Source organism: Glaciimonas sp. PAMC28666, from assembly GCF_016917355.1.
Taxonomy (GTDB): Bacteria; Pseudomonadota; Gammaproteobacteria; order Burkholderiales; family Burkholderiaceae_D; genus Glaciimonas.
Genome location: NZ_CP070304.1, coordinates 3,409,026 through 3,427,884 on the forward strand (window position 1 = coordinate 3,409,026; position 18,859 = coordinate 3,427,884).

The 18,859-nt window shown below is 52.1% G+C and carries 15 protein-coding genes; all 15 read right to left on the reverse strand.

Annotated elements, in window-relative coordinates; genetic code table 11:
• Positions 1–2 precede the first annotated feature (2 nt).
• Positions 3–1,148, reverse strand: a complete 1,146-nt coding sequence (locus JQN73_RS14620; RefSeq protein ID WP_205319595.1) for a hypothetical protein — start codon at positions 1,146–1,148, stop codon at positions 3–5.
• Between the two features lie 5 nt (positions 1,149–1,153).
• Entirely contained in the window at positions 1,154–3,631 is a 2,478-nt protein-coding gene (locus tag JQN73_RS14625) for a pilus assembly protein TadG-related protein (protein WP_205319596.1), read from the reverse strand.
• A 356-nt stretch (positions 3,632–3,987) separates the two neighbouring features.
• Complete coding sequence (locus JQN73_RS14630) at positions 3,988–4,356, reverse strand: DUF192 domain-containing protein (protein WP_205319597.1); 369 nt, start codon at positions 4,354–4,356, stop codon at positions 3,988–3,990.
• A gap of 170 nt (positions 4,357–4,526) precedes the next feature.
• Positions 4,527–5,069: a hypothetical protein gene (locus JQN73_RS14635; RefSeq protein ID WP_205319598.1), complete on the reverse strand. Its 543-nt coding sequence runs from the start codon at positions 5,067–5,069 to the stop codon at positions 4,527–4,529.
• Positions 5,070–5,434: 365 nt separating this feature from the next.
• Positions 5,435–5,755 (reverse strand): hypothetical protein, encoded by a 321-nt coding sequence (locus tag JQN73_RS14640; protein WP_205319599.1) that lies wholly within the window; start codon positions 5,753–5,755, stop codon positions 5,435–5,437.
• Positions 5,756–5,847: 92 nt separating this feature from the next.
• Positions 5,848–6,741 carry a type II secretion system F family protein gene (locus JQN73_RS14645; protein ID WP_205319600.1) on the reverse strand — a complete coding sequence of 298 codons (894 nt, stop codon included), beginning with the start codon at positions 6,739–6,741 and terminating at the stop codon, positions 5,848–5,850.
• A gap of 94 nt (positions 6,742–6,835) precedes the next feature.
• A complete protein-coding gene (locus JQN73_RS14650; protein ID WP_205319601.1) occupies positions 6,836–7,693 on the reverse strand; it encodes a type II secretion system F family protein in 858 nt (285 codons plus the stop codon).
• Positions 7,686–9,665: an ATPase, T2SS/T4P/T4SS family gene (locus tag JQN73_RS14655; protein ID WP_205319602.1), complete on the reverse strand. Its 1,980-nt coding sequence runs from the start codon at positions 9,663–9,665 to the stop codon at positions 7,686–7,688. The genes JQN73_RS14650 and JQN73_RS14655 overlap by 8 nt, the downstream gene beginning before the upstream one ends.
• 52 nt (positions 9,666–9,717) lie before the next feature.
• The gene (locus tag JQN73_RS14660) at positions 9,718–11,496 is read right to left on the reverse strand and encodes a type II and III secretion system protein family protein (RefSeq protein WP_205319603.1); all 1,779 of its coding nucleotides are present in this window, start codon (positions 11,494–11,496) and stop codon (positions 9,718–9,720) included.
• Positions 11,496–12,482, reverse strand: a complete 987-nt coding sequence (cpaB, locus tag JQN73_RS14665) for a Flp pilus assembly protein CpaB (RefSeq protein WP_205319604.1) — start codon at positions 12,480–12,482, stop codon at positions 11,496–11,498. Before cpaB ends, JQN73_RS14660 begins: the two co-directional genes overlap by 1 nt.
• A gap of 140 nt (positions 12,483–12,622) precedes the next feature.
• Positions 12,623–13,924 carry a TadE/TadG family type IV pilus assembly protein gene (locus JQN73_RS14670; RefSeq protein WP_205319605.1) on the reverse strand — a complete coding sequence of 434 codons (1,302 nt, stop codon included), beginning with the start codon at positions 13,922–13,924 and terminating at the stop codon, positions 12,623–12,625.
• 33 nt (positions 13,925–13,957) lie between these two features.
• The gene (locus JQN73_RS14675) at positions 13,958–14,152 is read right to left on the reverse strand and encodes a Flp family type IVb pilin (protein ID WP_205319606.1); all 195 of its coding nucleotides are present in this window, start codon (positions 14,150–14,152) and stop codon (positions 13,958–13,960) included.
• Positions 14,153–14,219: 67 nt separating this feature from the next.
• Positions 14,220–14,939 (reverse strand): hypothetical protein, encoded by a 720-nt coding sequence (locus JQN73_RS14680; RefSeq protein ID WP_205319607.1) that lies wholly within the window; start codon positions 14,937–14,939, stop codon positions 14,220–14,222.
• Between the two features lie 84 nt (positions 14,940–15,023).
• Positions 15,024–16,079 (reverse strand): hypothetical protein, encoded by a 1,056-nt coding sequence (locus tag JQN73_RS14685; RefSeq protein ID WP_205319608.1) that lies wholly within the window; start codon positions 16,077–16,079, stop codon positions 15,024–15,026.
• 133 nt (positions 16,080–16,212) lie between these two features.
• On the reverse strand, positions 16,213–18,633 hold the full coding sequence (locus tag JQN73_RS14690; RefSeq protein ID WP_205319609.1) for a pilus assembly protein TadG-related protein: 2,421 nt from the start codon (positions 18,631–18,633) through the stop codon (positions 16,213–16,215).
• Positions 18,634–18,859 lie beyond the last annotated feature (226 nt).

The window sequence follows — 18,859 nt, forward strand, 5'->3', positions numbered from 1 at the left end:
TTTTATGGGGCAACAAAGCGTAATGCGGGATTGTCGAACAAAGAGATAACGCGGGCACGCATGGTACCGGACGGGCACAGTTCGTCCTGCGTGTATTGCGTCAGACGAATGGAATTGGGGACGTTCGCCTTGCACGTCACGCCGACAAATTCAGGCTCCAGACCGACGCCCTTGAACGTGAAGTTTTCTTTGTACTCATCGGTTGGTTTGAGCAGCTTCATGAGATCAGCAGGATTTTTAAGACTGTCGTAATCGAAGCCCATGCCTTGCGATACTAAAGAAGATACCTGCGCCGGATTAATACCCACCTTGTCGATCCGATAATTGCCTCCAAAACCCGAGGCACCGCCAATCAATTGGGATAAGTTTCCGTACTGACCGTTATTGAGCACCATACCGACATGATTAGCAGGCGCGAGCGGATTGAGTTCACCGTATATCCGCTTAATTGCCACCGCCCCCGGGGCCGACCAGGAATTCGTCACCATGGTAAGACTGCCCAGTGCGGTCGTGCTGGTTGTGCCGTTATCAGCTGAGCCAGCGCGTGGCGTGATACCAAATCGTTGCTGCATGAAAGCGCTAATGAAATCACCTAATCCGATGGCACCGTTGACCTGTACACGTTCATAGGGTTTGTTATCGAGTTTAAGACTCGTCAGCGTGTTGTGTGTGGGGTCGAATCCCATTGGCCCTCCCGGCGTCGCATCTGCGTTGGTCGAGACCGTCAGCGCACTATTGACGACCGCGCCGAAGGTAGCACCCACAAACGTGCTCGTGAAAAATCGGGCGGCGGTGGTCATCCAGTCCGGGTGGTCTTGCATCATGGCGTCGCCTCCGGCGGCTTGCGTTTGTCGTGCCCCGCGCGGTGTCAGGTAGACGTTTCGAAACACTTTTGGTGCCAGATCAGCATCGCTGCTGTAGAGCGACTGAACGTCAGCAGCACCATTGGATTTATACGCAGTGCGCTCCCACATCGCGAAGCGTGGGGCTTCAGCATTTAATTGCGCGAGTTCCCCAAAGCGCCAGACCCACTGCAACGCAAACAGAAAGACCATAAACAGGCTGAGTGCCACAACTGACTCGAACAACGCCTGCCCAGCTTCATGACGGGCTGCAGATCGATATGGCTTGCGGGTTTGCGGGAGCATGGAATTCAGTCGATCAGGAAGAACAAAGATTTTTCAGGATAGTTCAGACCTTCCAGCCGCGCATTCCAGTACGGCAGCATCAAATTCGCATGCGAGACGATTTGTGAGCGGGTAGTCCAGCGCTCAACCGGTGCACGATAATAGACGCGCGCTTTGCCGATAGCCTTCAGATAACTCTGTTTGGTTTCTGCGTCATAGTCATGCAATGGCGCGCGACCCATATTAAATTTGCTTTCCGAGCGTAGCGGCAGCTTGTCGGCAGTTTCTTGCAATGCCACCACGAACGTCGGCCCGAGATCTTTCATGGCTGAATCCTGGATTTCCTTGCTGGCGACAAATATATTGCTGGTTGCCCGGTCACCCATCTGATAGTTGCCCATGTTGGCATCGCGCATTTCCCACAGTCCGAATCTTTCAGCGGGCAGTCCCATGTCGGCAGCAACGGCACCGCCCAGACCTGGTTTTTGAAATAGCGTTTCGGTCCCTCGTGAGGTACGCATGCCGAGTACATCAATCAGATCGCCGAGACCCAAGGCCTTCAGAATAAACTGGGTGAACTTGTCGGGAGCGTCGACCGGGTCGTTGAACACTGTGGTCGCCATCGTAAAACCGCTGCCGAGCATATTTGAGATTGAGCTGGCAACGTTGCCACCCAGATTAGACAAGTTTTGAAAATTTGCTGCTTGCTGTGCCAGCGCAGTTGCCATCTCAACGTCGGCATCGCCACTACCTGGAGTGGGCGCGTTAAGTGCCGCGCCCGAAGCCGGTGCCCCGGCAGGCGCTCCGCCCACGACACCGGTCAGATTGCCCGCATTGGCGTTAGGTAAATTGACTGCTGACGAAGCGGAACTGCTGCCATTCACGCCGCTTCCCGCTGCGTCCAATACCGGGCCCAAGGCGGCCATCGCAGCGTTGTTGAGGGTTTCCGTAGCGGTGGCAATTTGCGGTTGGCCTTTCATTGCACGATCCGCTGAACTGCTGGCAATATTCATGACGCCACGTTCGTAATATTTTTTTGCGGCACCTGCCGCCAAAGATGCGCAAGCACCGCCGACACGGGGCGCATACACTTCGCCAGTCGGTAACGTAAAATACATGCAGTCATCAACCCCGGTTGCTTCGCCCCAAAAAGCTTTCTTCCAGGCTGGTGTTGCATTCACCACGTCCACAACCTTTGCCAAATCATCGGGAATAGTCTGGTTCTTATCCAGGCCCTGGCGGCCCACCTTGGACATCGTTACTGCCCCCGCCATGGGGATGTGAATATTGAACAGATGCGGATTGATTTCCATGATGTCGATGTTGCTCCAGGCATAAGTACCGTCCTGCATCTGAATCATGCGCGTGCCACCAGTGCGCTCATACAGACACATGATCGGACTCACGATCAGCCCTACCGTATTCATGAATCCTTCGATGACCGGTCCTATCACATCCGCAGCAACATTGCCGGCCAGCGCAGGGACAATTTGCTCCAGGCCATTGACCGAAAGACCCGTCAGAAGGCCATTTGCGGCGCTCAGATTACATCCATCAACCGCCCACAAACCGACGGCATTAGGGAACAAGCGCCGTCCGCCCATGCCGCTGGTGAGTTTGAACATGTCGGCCATCATTAAACGATGTACCAGATTAAATTCAGCGGTACCTTTATCGCCCGGCACTTTTGTTTTCATTTCGGTGCTACCCATAAACTTGCGCGGCGGCTGATGGAGCTTAATCATGCTGCCAAAGTCAACCAGACTTTTTCCAATCTGATACATCACCGTCTGCGGGATATATTCAGCCTGCGGCGCGTTCGCTGTCAGCAAATCTTTTTGCATCGAGATCATGGCCGAAGCAGTGGTGGCCAGATGAACTTGTTGTGATGCAAAAATAGCGTAATTGGTCAGCGATGTTGTGGCGGTGCCCGCATTGGCGAGTACCTGACTAGTCACTCGAACGCCATTGACAATTTTTTCCCAATAGTCGCTAAAGGTTGACACCGCCTTAAGTACGCTCGACAAGCCAGTGCCGATATAGGGGATGAACTTGGTGAGTGCTGCCGTCGCTTTCAGGACCGTAGCGTTGTTGCGCCAGTACTGATCGGACATTGTGACGTTCGACCACATCGCCGTCATTTGCCCGACCGCCTGATAGTTGGCGATCATGGCACGATTGGTATAAGCCGTGTAATTAAGGCCTTCGGCGGCGACGCTGGCGGAGCTGTACGCAATGGCGTCGGCAGCATTGGTCAGGCGACGCTTTTCTGCGGTCATTTGCGCCATGTTGTAGATCGCAAATAATCCTATGCACAACACTGCAAGGAAGAAGATCGTAATCGGTAGCACCGCGCCACGCTGGTAGCGAAATTTTGGCGCCCGCGCACGAGGTGGAGAGTCATTTTTGTGCGCTTTGATTAAGACATTCTGGACATACAAGTCGCAAATGTGTGAAAGAGGAGAGCGCGATTTTATGTGCGAGGCCTGGAAGCTGGCCGCCATATCGATACCTTGATTTGAAATTCGTTCAGCGCAGATGAAAAGCGACGCCACGATTCTGAACTGAAAGGACTCGCGGAAAGTGATGCCTGATCATAATCAGGTTTTGTTACCGGCTGATGACGGTCAAAGGTGGGCTAGCAGAATAAGGTTGTGTATTATTCTGAGTTGATTGGAAGGTCGAAAAAAATGCGAAGAGAATGCAGAAAAAAGGACGCGAACCAGGCATGGCTTTGCGACCAAGAGGATGTCGACTTGAGAGGAGCTCGATAGAGCGGGGGCTTTATTGGAAGACCGTTTGAGTTATGTGAGCGCCTTAATCTGTCTAGTGTTTGTTGCGTCCGTTGCGTCCATTGTAATCAGGCTTCGAGGGACGAGGGCGGCAACGGAAAGACCATCTGTATTACCTTGCTGGAAATTGGCAGTCCCAGTTCCGACAGGCAATCGCCTGCTTGCAAGCCGAGCCGTTCGGCATTACCGGCGCTGAGCTCCAGGCAGGATACGGCCTTTGCGGCAGCAAATTGCCATGGTCGTAAGTTTGCAGCAATCCGCGTAATATTTCCGGTACCGTCAAGAAATATGGCGTCTATCGGAAATTGCATAAAACACATGTGGATACTGCTGCATGGTGAAATCAACAAGGCCTGGTGATCACTGAGTGCAGACTTCCCAAGCAAACCGACGGCGCGCTGCCAAAAGTTATGTGCGACCTGAATCTCAATTTGCATGGAATCGTCTGCTAGCTTAATGGTTTGGTTGGCTATTACAGGAAAGGGCTTGTCCATAGTATTAGAGAATCTGATCACTAGCCAGGCGAAGGCGGCTCGACATATTGATTGATAGCGCGCAGCTTATCAGGACGGTATGGCGAAGCGCTATTCTAAGAATGGAAACCCAATTACAGATCAAATGGTCGGACTTCCAGAAAACTGGCCATTTCAAGATTGGCCCGTGCGCTAAAAAGTAATCGCACCGTTTGCTCGACGCCGTTAGTCAGGCTGAAAAATTCCATTTCTGCATTCCCGTGTGCGTGAAGTGAGGGTAAACATTTTTCACCATTGCGTGCGGTCGACCTCTCCCATTGGTGTCCGAATAGCTTTTCCATATTACGATAACTGACGCGCTCATCCTCATTGCGCAACCACAAGTTGATCCGCCCCTCCACGTCGCCACCGAATTGTGCTTCCTTACGGCAAAGAATAGTCAGACCGGCTTCGTCACGTCGGCCATCCCACGAAGTTTTCACCATCGCGCCAAAGCGTGTAATTTCAACCCGTTTTACGTTCTCTCTATTTTCACCGACGCGACTTATCTGTGTACCTCCTGTCACCCGCTTTAGGTTTTCATCGGTATAAAATTCATCGGTCAGCAATAAATTCTTGCTTAGTGCGTGTTTAATATTTTCCAGAAGTGTGAGCGTCGTCGCTGGAACTTTTATCATCCTGAATTCCTCTCTCCCAAGTCCAGGCCTATCTGGTGGGGCGCTGGTGTTGATGATTTTTTTAGCCTTGTCAGCGATAGAATTCGATAAAACGAGTTCGCAGATCATGTCAGTGGGAGCCTAAAGAATTTTTCGGAAATGACTACTTAATCTGAATGAGGCACTTACACGCACCGGACACGCGCTCGCTATCCCTAAATTAACCCACATGTCCAATTCAGACTTTTTGTCAGTAAATATGCACGTAATTTTATTGACTTTAATGCAATTAAAAAGCGATTTTTAAACGATGATCAGGAACGAACAGAAGGCTTTTTTAACGATAGCAAACGGCGACAACATTGAATTTTCAGAAGGAGCTAGTTTTACTCAACTTTCTTCAGGCAGCTTGCTTTTGCCACATTGAGACGTGTTTCCATGCTGGCTTCCAGTAGCGGCGATTTACCGCTTTTGACCAGCGTATCGTATTCTGCCTGAGGAACGCTGCTCCAATAGGTGTCGGAAACACAATTGCAGAACGCGGGAATTTTCGTCTTGTTCTTAGGAGTTCCCTGTGCGCTCGCGCCCATCTGAACGCAAACTTGTGTATTGGCCTGCTTCAGCTGGGGCAAGACTGTAGCCGCCCAGGCAGCGTTGAAGCAGAGGAGAGAAAGCGTCAGGAGTGGAATGATTATTTTATTTTTCATTTGTTGTATTCGAGTTGTTGGCGTGAGAATGGTTCAGTGTGAATCTAAAAAAGTGCCAGCTTGTGGCGGATGCGATCACGAGAATGACGGGTTTATCTGAAATTCATCAGGATGGTCAGAACAATCGGGAACGCAATGATGATGAAGGTAATGGGAAAAATGAACATGATGAGCGGGGCAATCATTTTCATCGGTGCTTCCATCGCCAGCTTTTCTGCACGCTGAAAGCGTTCGGTACGCTTCTGTTCCGAGAATTTGCGCAAAGTCGGCCCGAGCGGAACACCCAGCTTGTCACACTGCAGGACGATACCGACGAAGCGCTTGATATCCAGATTCCCGGTGCGGCGGGCGAATTTTTCCAGGGCTTCGGCCCGTCCTGCACCGGTCTTCATATCACGCACGACCCGTTCTATTTCCTGGCGCAAGATGCAGGCTGGACCGCGTTCACAAAAATTAATGATGGCGGTGTTCAAAGTCAGACCACATTCGCAACACAGTGTGACGATATCAACGAAGGACGGAAAGTAGCGAGATATTTCAAGGTTGCGGCGCTTTTTTTGGTCCTTGATCCACATTAACGGATAGAACCATCCGACGACTCCAAGTACTGAAACTATGTAGATAACTTTGTAATCGATCCCGAAAGCCCCCAAGCTGACGAAAACACCAAAGAAGAGCGCAACCGCCAGCGAAAAGAACTGGACCGCAAAAGTCTCATTCGGCGTCATGAAATATTCCAGCCCTGCTGCATTGAGCATCTGCTTGCGCTTAAGCAGCGTAGCTGCGGACAAATAAGCGCCAAAATAAAAATCGAAAAACATGACGCCGTTCCATACTTTTTTCAGGAGCGGTGGTAACGGGTCCATGTTTGGCCGAAACTTGTTAACTTTGGCGTTCGCTAATAGCTTAAAGATGTAAAACAGAAATACGCTGAGACTGCCGAAGGCCAGTATGATTGCGCTGTATAGATAAATTGAACTGTTCATACCATTCGTCCCTTAGTGATGTTCGTGTTGAGTTTGTGTTTCATGCCAATTCAACGAATTCAAAAAAATGATATCGCGTGATATATCTGTGCGGTCAGACGTCTATGGCTAGAATTTTTTGTATGACCTTGTGACCTATATAGGCCATCGTCAAACAGATGAACAGAACGATCTTGCCGTAAAAAGTAGTGACTAACTGACTCATCTCTTCCGGTTGAATAAAATACAAAGCTACTCCCACCAGCCCGGGCAGGCAGATCATGACCCATCCTTGCATTTTCCCCTGTGCGGTTAAAGATCTGATCTTGCCTTCAATGGTGAGCTTTTGTTGAATCGTATTAGACAAGCTCATCAGTGTTTCGGAAAGGTTGCCACCGACCGATTTGGAAATCCGAAACGTCATCACCAGCAGTTGAAAATCGACCAGATCAATACGTTTACCCACCTCTTCGATGGCAGTTTCAAAATCGACGCCCACCTTTTGTAACCGAATCACATGCGCAAATTCGTTTGCCAGCGGTGAACTAATTTCCTTGGAGTACGATTGCAGCGCGATGCTCAGCGACACGCCAGCAGTCAGGCTCGACGCGATAACAGTGAGAGCCGTCGGCAATTCATACTCGATGCTATTGATACGCCGCTTACGTTTATGATCGCTGATCCATAACGGTGCTTTGAAGATAAAGTAACCGATCAGCAGGATCAATAGAATATTGCGCACGACAAAATAGATCACCACCGTCAGTAGAATCGCTGCGGCGATCTGTGCAAATAGCACCAGATAGACGCGGCCATCATTTAGCCCGGTCCATTCCTTGATGCGCTCCAGGTAGCGCAGATGCATGTCGAACAGCACTTTAAGGAAGTAGCTCTTAGAGTTTAGTAACGACCACGCGATAAACACCACTAAAACAAACACGATCATGGAAAACATGAAGATCCAACTATTCATTGTTCATCCTTTCGATGAATGCTGGCATCATTCCTGAATAACGGAATTCTCCGCAGGTTTTACCATTCTTGTCGAGACCTTCACGATGGAATTTGAAGACATCCTGAAGTTGTACGGTTTCCGACTCAATGCCTACCACCTCGGTGATGGCCGTCACTTTGCGGGCGCCGCATGAATAGCGGGTGAGCTGAATGATCAGATGCACCGCTGACGATATTTGCTCTCGAATAGCCCGCACCGGCAAGTTCATCCCAGCCATCAGCACCAGTACTTCCATCCGTGCCAGCGCATCGCGCGGGGAGTTTGCATGCAAAGTAGTCATTGACCCATCATGCCCGGTATTCATCGCCTGCAACATATCCAGCGCTTCGCCGCCACGACACTCGCCGACAATAATGCGGTCCGGTCGCATTCGCAACGAGTTACGAACCAGATCACGAATCGCAACATGCCCTTTACCCTCCACATTCGGTGGGCGGCTTTCAAGCGACACCAGATTGGGCTGTGATAGCTGTAATTCTGCCGCGTCTTCGATGGTGACAATTCTTTCGTCGTTTGGTACGAAAGCCGACATCATATTAAGAAACGTCGTTTTACCCGAACCGGTACCACCAGACACCACAATATTGAGACGCTGTTCGACCGCACTGCGCAGAATATGTAGCATTTCGTCTGTCATGGAGCCGTACTTGATCAGGTCTTCCGCGATCATTTTACGACGCGAAAATTTTCGAATGGTCAGGGTCGGTCCCCGCAGCGATAACGGCGGCACGATTGCATTCACCCGCGAGCCGTCTTTCAGGCGGGCATCGACCATGGGAGAACTCTCATCAATCCGTCGCCCCAGCGGCGTGACGATCCGCTCAATGGCCCCCATTACCGCCAGATCGCTGGTGAAGGTGGCGGTCGATAGCTCTAGTCGGCCACCACGTTCAACCCAGATTTCATCGAACCGATTAACCATAATTTCGGTTACGCTCTCATCGGCAATCAGCGGTTCTAGCGGTCCAAGACCGACCGCTTCATCAAGCACCTCTCGCGTCAGCTGTTCAGTATCAATATTATCGGGGACGCTGAAGGTGGAACCCAAAAGTTCTTTGATCAACGTTTTGACGTTGGCTTTGAGATCCTCTTCCGACATCTTGTTGGCGTCGATCCGACGCAGATCAATCTCATACAGAACAGCTTCGTGCAGCGTCTTACGCCAGCGTGAAAATTCATGGTCGATCACGCGCGCCTGGACAGCCGCCGCCTGCGTTCCGGCACCGGTGGGACGCGGCGATGGTGGATGGGCCGGACGTTCGGCAGGACCAGGCTGAGCCGCAGGCCGCGGGGAGGCTAATGGGCCTGTTGAACCGGCTGCTTGAGGCGCTTCTCGTCTCGTTGGCGGAGGGGGGGAGAACGAAGTCGCTGGTTGCTTTTTGGCGGCACTCCGCAATGCCGGAACAGGTTTTGTCGGTTCAACTGAAACATTCCGCAACTCTTCGGCTAATAGAATGTCGTCGTCGAAGCTGATTTCGTCGACAGTCGCGTGCGGGCTAATCGCATGAATCGGCGCCTTGTTGCCAAGGTCGATTGAGGCAGCACGGCGCGTATTTGCATTGCCTGCTTCGTTTGAGGCGTCGAGCTCGCGTCGTGCGACTGCGCCTTCACCTGGCGGTCGGTTGAAGTGCAAGGTCAGCGTATAGCTGCCGATGCGAATCTCCGTGCCGGTGTTGAGCGGCCCCAGCCGATTAATCCGCTCACCATCAATCCAGGTGCCGAAAATGCTGCCGCTATCTTCAAGAAAGATACTGCCCTCGTTGATCAGAAACGTCGCGTGTAATTTACTGACACTCCAACCCTTGAGGCGCAGATCAGACCCTTCGGCCTTACCGACGATAAATTTGTCCTTATCGATGGCGACTTCATCAAGCAAGTCATAGCCGTCTGAAACCACCGTCAATAAAAAACTTCCAGAATTTTCTGCCATGGACTACCTTCTTCATAAAATAGCGATGTCGTTTCACGCATGCTTCAGCGGCTCAATGCGTGCGATCCTCAGAATAGTTCACCGCGCCTGGGACCGGGCCGGGGACAGGGACAGCTGGCATCGGACCTGGCTCTTCCATCGGTGGGTTCATCAAACTGCGCATCGTCGGCAAATCGCGCTCTTGCGGCATACCGGTTGCCTTACGCGCCGCATTGATACGATTGTTCAGGTTGCGCAGGGCATTCGAGGTCTCCGCTTGTTCACCTTCGTGAATGTGTGGAATGGCGACCAGAAATACCTCGGTCTGATTGCGCGTGGTACCGGTTGATTTAAATAGATTTCCCAGTACCGGCACATCGCCCAATCCCGGCACCTTCTGCACGTCGGTACTACCGTCCTGGCTATAGAGGCCGGACAAGATAATCGCATCACCGGTTTTGACAGAAAAATCAGTTTCGGTGCGGCGCGTGGTAAAGCCTGGAATGCCACCCACACTAACGCTTGGGTCAATCTTGCTGACCTCGGCCTTAAGCAGTCCGGTCACGTTGCCAAATGGATCGAGCTTCGGTGCGATTTCGATCAAGATGCCGTAGGGCTTAAAAGTAACGTTGGTACCATTTTGACTAACCGTAGGAATCGGCACTTCACCGCCTGCCACGAACTTGGCCTGACCGCCGTTACGAGTCGCGATGCTGGGTGACGCTAATACGAATGCATTGCCGCTATCGACTGCCAACTGAATGATGGACGGGATCGCAATCGATGCATTCACGGCGGCACTCACCCCGCGCTGCTTCTGATCCGGCACAGTGAAGCTGGCACCGGTGCTGTCGGTACTTTGCGGCAGTGGTCGCAAATTGGTGCTGCCACGCGTTGCTTCGCCAAATATGCCGATATTGAAGCCGTTAAAGCTCTTGGCCCAGTTAACCCCAAGATTTTCCAGATAGCCTTTTTTGAATTCGACAAAATACAAGTCAAACACCAGCATCTGCGATTCTTGCTTGTATGCCGGCACAGTATCAATATCCAGTGTCGTGGAATTGATGAGGTTGGCATATTGTCCTGTTAGCGCCGTAATTTTTGCGAGATCTTCGCGCGTTGAAATATTTCCTTCAACATACAACCGTTCTCCTCGCCGCACCACATTTACGTTTGGTAGATCGGCGAGCGCGGCCTTAATGTCACGTTGCTGTTTGAGCACATTAAGTGCGGTGACCCGCAGGCGAACTTCGCGGGTTAAATTAGGTTTTTTCCACAGCAGGATATTGGTCAGGCCGACCTCTTGCGCAATGATCAGGAGCTTGGTTTTTTCGATCACCGCGGTCGAGGCGATCTTTCCGTTACCGACGGCGATGCGATTGACGGGACCAACTTCCAGGACCCTGGCTTCGCCCGCGTACATGAGGATTTCGTCATCAGGCGGGGGCAGGGGCCTGGCGGGGCCTTTCAATACTTTAGCAGCGGCGCTAATTTTTGCCGTGGCTGATTTTGCTTTACCCGAATCGCCTTCGGCTTGCGCGGTTTGCCCATCCTGATTTTCCTGACCGTTTACGATGACGCTGCCATTGGGGTCAAGCGTTTTCCCGTCTACATATTCGACGTCGGCACCATCCTTGGAAGCGACTTTCTGGCTAGATACCGTTTTCCAGCCAGAATCTTGCGCCGCGGGCGCGGCAAAGGCTGGGTTGAGAATCAAGGCTGATAACAGCAGAAGTAGTTTGGCGATGCGGTTATTGGTGAATTTATTGGTGAATTTATTGGTAAATTTATTGGGGCGTTTATTGATATATTTATTGATCATGTCGTAGCGCGGTTTTTTTATCGTAATCATTATGGAGTCCCTACGGTGCCGAGAAAGCGCTTAAGTGCTTCGATTTTTTTCGCCTGGTCGTCGCCACCATCGATGTATTCGCCGGTCTTGAAGCGACCGCCAATGATGTAGTCGACCTGTGGGCCTTGCGGCATCTTGAAGCGCTCTTTAGCGCCCGGATCAATCACGTCAGACAAAAATAGTTTCTTTTGTACGCCGTCCTGGTCGTCTGGGCGACGCAGCACTGCAACGATGCGAGCGCCGGTCTGTATCAAAATAACTTTCTGGGCATCTGCAGCTGGAACGGAGATAGTCACCGTGCTGTAGGTCATGCGCCCCGGCTGGCCTTGACGGTCGCTAAAGCCGCTCTCTTTTGCGCGATCCGCAGCCAGCACTTCCCGTTCGGTGGTTTGACCGGTGGCGCGAATCTCGACATTTTCCAGCAGTGGCGCGAGCATAGTGTCTTCTTGCGCTGGACCCGGTGTCGGCATTTGTGGACCTTCGGGTGGCCGCTTCATCATGTAAAACAAGTCAATGTGATCGCCCGCCCGCAGCAGACCGGAAAAGGAATTAATTTCATCAACCGGAATTGTGATGGCCCGATCACCCGCATCGATCGACTTGGAAAAAGGGACCGACTCGTACAAGAGAAAATAGGACTCTAGCAGTGGGGTTCCCTTGCGTACCGGTCGTATAATTTTCTTACCTATATAAGCGTCGATCTGGTCCGGGGTAATCGCGTCGAAGTTCATATATTCTTTGGGAACTGTGCGCGAGGCCAGTTGGTCCATGGTCAGAATATCTCCGGGACTTAAATCCATACGCGGCACCGTGACTGTCGTGCGAACCTTGCTGGCCTCATCGCTGAGGCTTTTCTCTATTTCGCTGGAACGGCTTTTTAGATAACTATTAGCCAGAAAGACCGCTAGCGCTGCAATCAACAGAATCGCGATCAACGGAAGCGCTTTCTTAATCTTGTCGGGGTTGATGTAACGTTTTATATTCATAGTGATGGTCCGAAAGAGTGGTTTTATTACGTCTGAACAAGTCGTGTCTGCTTTAAAAAAACACCATGGACAGCAAATAAAATGTGGTGTGCGTTGGTCCGAACGTGTGTGATGCCTGCATGTCCTTAATGTCCGAGTCCTTAATCTTTATGTGAGCGATCGTAGCTCTCACCCCACCAATGTGTACTAACGTCATTAGGTTCACCCGACGCCCAGGCGCCCATGTCCATTGCGCCGAGGCAGAATCCGATCTGTGGCTCTGCCGGATCAAATTTCCCTTCCATTCTGCTAACGATGCTGTTCCAAAGCAAAACGATCACGTCGAAGGCCTGGTAGCCGCCGCTGCCGCCGGGCGGCGGAGCCATACTCCCCAGTGGATAAAATGGATGCCATGCCAGCGCATTTTGTGCGCGGTAACTGGCGGAGGATGAAAACGGATAGCGGCCGCGAGATAGCGCCTTGGCCTGAAATGCCGCAGTGAGGTTTGAGTCCGGGTTGAGCGCGCCCATCATCTCGGTGATGCCGATGATAATGCTGTTCGCAATCGGGACTTTGAGAGGATAACTCCATAAGATTTCAATCGACAGAATCGTGTTGTCCTGAATGGTTTTATTGGTTAGGCCTCCCTTGAGAACGTCGTTGCTAAGGTCGTCGCCTCCAGTGGCAGCGGTAACGCCAAGTGGCGTCCGAAATCGCATGTAATCGGAAGGTAATTTAAGAATGCCGTAATCCAGTCCTTGCAACTCGATGGCGCCGGACTCTAGAAAAGCTGCCTGGGTTGGGTTGTGATACAGAATGCAGGAGTTGAACATGGCGTCTTTATAGGCGGCTACCTGCGCTTCGACCACGGCCAGTTTCCCGGTACCGCTTCCCATGTACATTGGGGTAATGCCGTTAATGAAACCCTGCAATACCGAGCTGTCGCCGTAGCGCATGAGGCCTTGGATGAACGCCCAGACTGCAGGAGTGACTTTGGTTTTTGCCGTTCCCAGAAAGGACGAAACGCCGCCCGGTTTGTTTGCTGCCTCGCTGCCGTCACCGCCCGAGGCACCGACGTCACTGTCGGCAGCGGGGCCGTCCATCACACCACCGGCCTGACTGGCCCCTGCCAGTTCACTACCGGGTGTTGTCACCGTGGAGATAACATCACGGCCGGAAGCGTCGGTGCTATGGACAATTTTTCCTACTGCTGCATAGCCGAGGTTGCCAAGCTGGGCGGTGAGAGGATCGGTAACAAAGCGTGGGACAACTCTGCCGTTGCTCATAGCCCCTATGCGGGCAGCTTCCTGAACCGCAAAATTATGGGCTAGTTTGGCCCGATACATGAGCATCAGTTGAAGGCAAAGCAGGGCGAAAATCAGCACGACAGGAATCGCGATGACGAATTCTACGAGGCTGGCACCTCGGTGTAGTTTGGACTTACGTCTATTTTTTCTCAGCATGGGCGCTAGTCTTTGAAGATTTCAGGATGTTGATTAAATAGGCGTGGAAACAACACCAAGTCCCTGGATATAACTAAAATTCAAATGCCGAATGGCGTCTAACAGCACGCTTAAAACCGAGACACCGTCCACGGAAACAAATAGAACCAAGGCCACGAACACCAGCAATATGGAATATTCGACCGCAATTTGGCCTCGCTCGGTCCGGTGGAAACTGGTCTTATTCATCAAAATCCTCCTCGCAGAAAATGCTCGCCTGGCGGCTGATGCAGCCCGGTCGGGCCTAAACTTCGGCTCATCGGGTAATCCAGTTCACAACAATAAAAGTCTGTCCGGCCTTGCGGGTGAAGGTATAGGTTGCTTCGTGATTTTGGCCCGAGACGAACTTGATGACCGTTCCCTTGTTATCCTCCGCAACCCTTCTGTACGCGACTTTCCAGGCCTCCGCAGCGCGATCTTCCTCGTAGAAAGCGATGTTCTGTTCAAGGTCAAAATTGTTCGTCATCGTTGTCATAATCGATTCACCCGCCTTATCCACAGTCCGCACTTCGTTCAAAACGACTGTGCCGGAAGGTTTGCGCAAATGTTTCGCCAGCACCGGTGCCTTCGAGTCGATATCGGCTTTCATTCGGTTCGGAAGGTCTGACAAACTGAGATAGCCTTCCGTCGTCTTGCTACTGCTACTGCTGAGATTGGCTTGCTTTATCCAACCGTCTCGAATGCCGATGATTTGTACTTCGTGACCAGCAGCTTTGGTGGTTACTTTCCAGTTCTCTTTGGCCCATGCTGCTGCGATTAGCACAGATCCCTCACGTAGATTTTGCGGACCCTCGACCTGAAATATGAGCATCGGTAGGCCGTTCACCTCGATTTCATCGGCCATCCGGGTCATACCCCAATTGTTGGGAATTCCCTCAAGAAGTAGCTGTTCGCCGCCTTTCCATCTGTCAAATGCATGGGCGCTGGTAAATGCCAGAGCGCACAGCCAAAAGCACGTGACGATCAGATTCTTCAATCGGCGTACGTCCTCTTGATGATATTTATCGTGGCTGTAAAATATTTTAATATTTGCATGCGGCCAGATCCTAATGTTTATGAACTATGGTGAGACAAAACGTAGTGCCGGGTTGTCGAACATGGAAATCGTGCGAGCGCGCAATATTCCCGCAGGGCAGAGTTCATCCTGCGTATACTGATTTAGGCGGATCGAGCGCGGGACGTTGGGAGTACAGGCAACACCGACGTAATCGCCTTCAAATGGGGGGCCGCCCTTAAATTCGAAGGTTTCTTTGTAGTCATCAGTCGCTTTGAAGATTTTGAAAAGATCTGCTGGATTTTTTAGGCCATCGTAATTAAAACTCATCCCTTGCGAGACCAGGGAGGAGATTTGCGCGGGATTAATCCCGACCTTATCAACGCGATAATTTGCGCCAAATCCGGATGCGCCGCCGATCAGTTGCGACAAGTTGGCGTATTTCCCGTTGTTAAGCACCATGCCGACGTAGTTGTTTGGTCCCAACGGATTGAGTTCGTCAAACATGCGTTGACTAGCCACCGCCGGGGGGGCGGCCCAGGAATTGGTCACCATCGTCAAGCTGCCCAGACGCGTAGGCGTCGTGGTTCCGGTACTGGGCGAACCCGCGGGAGGGGTTACTCCAAATCGTTGTTGCATGAATGCAGTGATGAAATCGCTCAGCCCAATCGATCCCGAAACTTGAACTTGCTCATACGGTTGGTCATCCAGTTTGAGTTTGGTCAGGGTGTTGTGCGTAGGATCGAATCCCATCGGTCCGCCCGGGACTTTGTTGGCGTTGGTGGTGACGGTCAATGCGCTATTGGTCACAGCCCCAAAGGTCGCTGTCTCAAAGTTGTTCGAAAAGAAGCGCGCTGCGGTGTTCATCCAGTCCGGATGGTCGTGTAACAAATCGCCACCGCCGTCTGCCTGTGAAAGGCGGGCACCGCGTGGTGTCAGATAAACGTTACGAAAGACTTTGGGTGCCAGATCCGCATCGCCGCTATATAACGAGGCCGGGTCGGCATCGCCGTTGCTCTTGTACGCCGTACGCTCCCAGATCGCGAAGCGGGTGGCTTCTGTATTCAATTGTTTTAGTTCGCCAAAACGCCATACCCACATCAAGGCAAAAATGAGCACCATGAATATACTGCAGGCCAGAATTGACTCAACCAGCGCTTGCCCATGCTGGCGGCGCGCCCGTATCAAAGACGAGCGGGGCGGTTGGGATGGTCGGGGCGGCATGGGCTGATGGTTAATTGGGTTACGCATAAGCTCAATCGATCAGGAAGAAGAGGGATTTTTCCGGATAGTTCAACCCTTCCAGCCTTGCATTCCAGTACGGCAGTGTGAGGTTAGCGTGTGACACAACCTGCATACGGGAGGTCCAGCGCTCCAACGGTGCGCGGTAATAAACTCGGGCCTTGCCGATCGCTTTCAGGTAGCTCTGTTTGGTCTCAGCGTCATAATCGTTCAACGGCACGCGTCCAAGGTTGAATTTGCTTTCTGAGCGCAGCGGTAGTTTGTCTGCCGTTTCCTGCAACGCCACCACAAAGGATGGACCAATATCTTTTAGGGCATTGTTTTGAATTTCTTTACTCGCCAAAAATATATTGCTGCTGTCGCCGTTAGCCCGGTCTGCGTTTTGAACACGGTAGTTGCCCAGGTTCGCGTTACGCATTTCCCAGAAGCCGAAGCGTTCGGCCGGTAACCCCATATCCGCGGCAATCACGCCACCCATACCCGGCTTTTGAAATAACGTTTCGGTGCCGCGTGAGGTCCGCATTCCCAGAACATCGATCAGGTCGCTCAAGCCCAATGCTTTTAGAATAAATTGCGTAAATGCGTCTGGTGCGTTGACGGGATCGGTAAACGACATATTGGGTAAAGTAAAGCCATTTCCGAGAACATTGGATATCGCAGACGAAACGTTGGTACCCTGGTGCGAAAGGTTCTCAAAATTGGCAGCCTGTTGCGCCAGGCCGCTCGCAATGCCCACCTCGGGATCGCCGCTGCCGGGGGTGGGCGCGTTCAGCGCCGAACCGGATGCCGGAAGGCCGGCGGGTGCACCACCCAATACGCCGGTAGTGTTGCCGGCATTGGCGTCCGGTAAATTGACTACGGATGACGCCGAGCTGGTCGAGTTGATGCTGCTGCCGACCGTCTCTATTACTGGCTCCAAAGTGGCGGTAGCGGCATCGCTGATGGCCTCGGTGGCATTCGCAATCTGGGGCTGGCCTTTCATTGCACGGTCAGCGGAAGCGCTGGCGATATTCATGACGCCGCGATCGTAATATTTTTTCGCCACACCGGCATTCAGTGATGCACAGGCACCGCCGAGACGGGGTGCGTACACGCCCCCCGTTGGTAGGGTGAAATACATGCAGTCGTCAATGGCGACCGCTTCGCCCCAAAAGGATTTTTTCCAGGCGTCGTTGCCATTCACCACATCCACAAATTTTTTCAAGTCATCAGGTATCTCCTGATTTTTGTCCAGCCCCTGACGACCAACTTTGGACAGCGTCACTGCGCCTGCCATCGGAATATGAATGTTAAACAGATGCGGATTAATTTCCATGATATCGACGTTGCTCCATGCGTAGGTGCCGTCCTGCATCTGGATCACACGTGAGCCGCCGGTACGTTCATACAGACACATAATCGGACTAGCGATGATCCCGACTGTGTTCATGAAGGCCTCGATGACGGGGCCGATCACATCCGCAGCAGTATTGCCAGCCAGAGCAGGGATGATTTGTTCGAGGCCATTGGTCGACAACCCGGTCAATATTCCGTTGATGGCACTCAGGTTGCAGCCATCCACCGTCCAAAGCCCGACCGCATTGGGAAACAGCCGACGCCCAGCCATATTGCTGGTATAGCCAAACATCTCGTCCATCATCAGGCTATGCACCATATTGTGCTTAATCCCGGTACTGTTCGGGACATCGGTCTTCATCGCGGTATCGCCTAAAAATTTACGCGGTGGTTGATGCAGTTTGATCATGCTGCCGAAGTCAACCATGCTTTTCCCAATCTGGTAGGCGATCGTCTGGGGTATGTATTCTGCCTGGGGTGCATTCGCGGCCAGCAAGTTACTCTGCATTGCGATCATGGCCGAGGCAGTGGTGGCGAGGTGTACCTGTTGCGATGCAAAAATCGCGTAATTGGTCAGCGAAGTGGTGGCGGTGCCAACGTTGGCCAATACCTGACTGGTCACGCGTACCCCATCAACAATTTTGTCCCAATAGGTAGAGAACTTACTGACCGCATTGAGAACGCCAGACAGGCCGGTGCCGATATACGGGATAAATTTCACCAGCGCGGCAACCGCTTTCATCACCACTGAGTTGTTTTTCCAGTACTCGTCCGACATGGTCATATTCGACCACATCGCCGTCATTTGACCGACCGCCTGATAGTTGGCGATCATTGCGCGGTTGGTGTAAGAGGTGTAGTTGAGGCCTTCGGCGGCGACATTTGCGGTGCTATATGCAATCGCGTCGGCGGCGTTGGTAAGCTGGCGTTTTTCGCTGGTTACTTGTGCCATGTTGTAGACCGCAAATAATCCGAGACACAATACGGCGGCAAAGAATATGGCAATTGGCAGGACCGCACCACGCTGACGCGCGACGGAGTAGAGGGAAGAGCGATATTGGTGCGCGGGTTTGCTAATGCGCCAAACGGCGCTCCCCATCCTTTCCTTAGCGCATTGTGGTTCACGTCTCAATTTGCGCCCCGTCTTTGAACAAAATTTATAGATTATTGATTTTCGTATGGTCAAACACCCATGCGGTATTCCAGACCGCCTACCAGCCGGCCTGCCGCTAACAGGCGATGTCGTTCAAAATTCGTTTTAAGTGGGACCCCCTCACGACGCCAAAGCCAGCGGCGCGAGGGTCAGGTGTAGCTACGCAACACAG

What these genes read in the sequence shown, in the direction of transcription:
- JQN73_RS14620 (WP_205319595.1), bottom strand. Translation starts at nt 1,148, where the DNA reads ATGCTCCCGCAAACCCGCAAGCCATATCGATCTGCAGCCCGTCATGAA.
- JQN73_RS14625 (WP_205319596.1), bottom strand. Translation starts at nt 3,631, where the DNA reads ATGGCGGCCAGCTTCCAGGCCTCGCACATAAAATCGCGCTCTCCTCTT.
- JQN73_RS14630 (WP_205319597.1), bottom strand. Translation starts at nt 4,356, where the DNA reads ATGCAAATTGAGATTCAGGTCGCACATAACTTTTGGCAGCGCGCCGTC.
- JQN73_RS14635 (WP_205319598.1), bottom strand. Translation starts at nt 5,069, where the DNA reads ATGATAAAAGTTCCAGCGACGACGCTCACACTTCTGGAAAATATTAAA.
- JQN73_RS14640 (WP_205319599.1), bottom strand. Translation starts at nt 5,755, where the DNA reads ATGAAAAATAAAATAATCATTCCACTCCTGACGCTTTCTCTCCTCTGC.
- JQN73_RS14645 (WP_205319600.1), bottom strand. Translation starts at nt 6,741, where the DNA reads ATGAACAGTTCAATTTATCTATACAGCGCAATCATACTGGCCTTCGGC.
- JQN73_RS14650 (WP_205319601.1), bottom strand. Translation starts at nt 7,693, where the DNA reads ATGAATAGTTGGATCTTCATGTTTTCCATGATCGTGTTTGTTTTAGTG.
- JQN73_RS14655 (WP_205319602.1), bottom strand. Translation starts at nt 9,665, where the DNA reads ATGGCAGAAAATTCTGGAAGTTTTTTATTGACGGTGGTTTCAGACGGC.
- JQN73_RS14660 (WP_205319603.1), bottom strand. Translation starts at nt 11,496, where the DNA reads ATGATTACGATAAAAAAACCGCGCTACGACATGATCAATAAATATATC.
- cpaB (WP_205319604.1), bottom strand. Translation starts at nt 12,482, where the DNA reads ATGAATATAAAACGTTACATCAACCCCGACAAGATTAAGAAAGCGCTT.
- JQN73_RS14670 (WP_205319605.1), bottom strand. Translation starts at nt 13,924, where the DNA reads ATGCTGAGAAAAAATAGACGTAAGTCCAAACTACACCGAGGTGCCAGC.
- JQN73_RS14675 (WP_205319606.1), bottom strand. Translation starts at nt 14,152, where the DNA reads ATGAATAAGACCAGTTTCCACCGGACCGAGCGAGGCCAAATTGCGGTC.
- JQN73_RS14685 (WP_205319608.1), bottom strand. Translation starts at nt 16,079, where the DNA reads ATGGTGCTCATTTTTGCCTTGATGTGGGTATGGCGTTTTGGCGAACTA.
- JQN73_RS14690 (WP_205319609.1), bottom strand. Translation starts at nt 18,633, where the DNA reads ATGGGGAGCGCCGTTTGGCGCATTAGCAAACCCGCGCACCAATATCGC.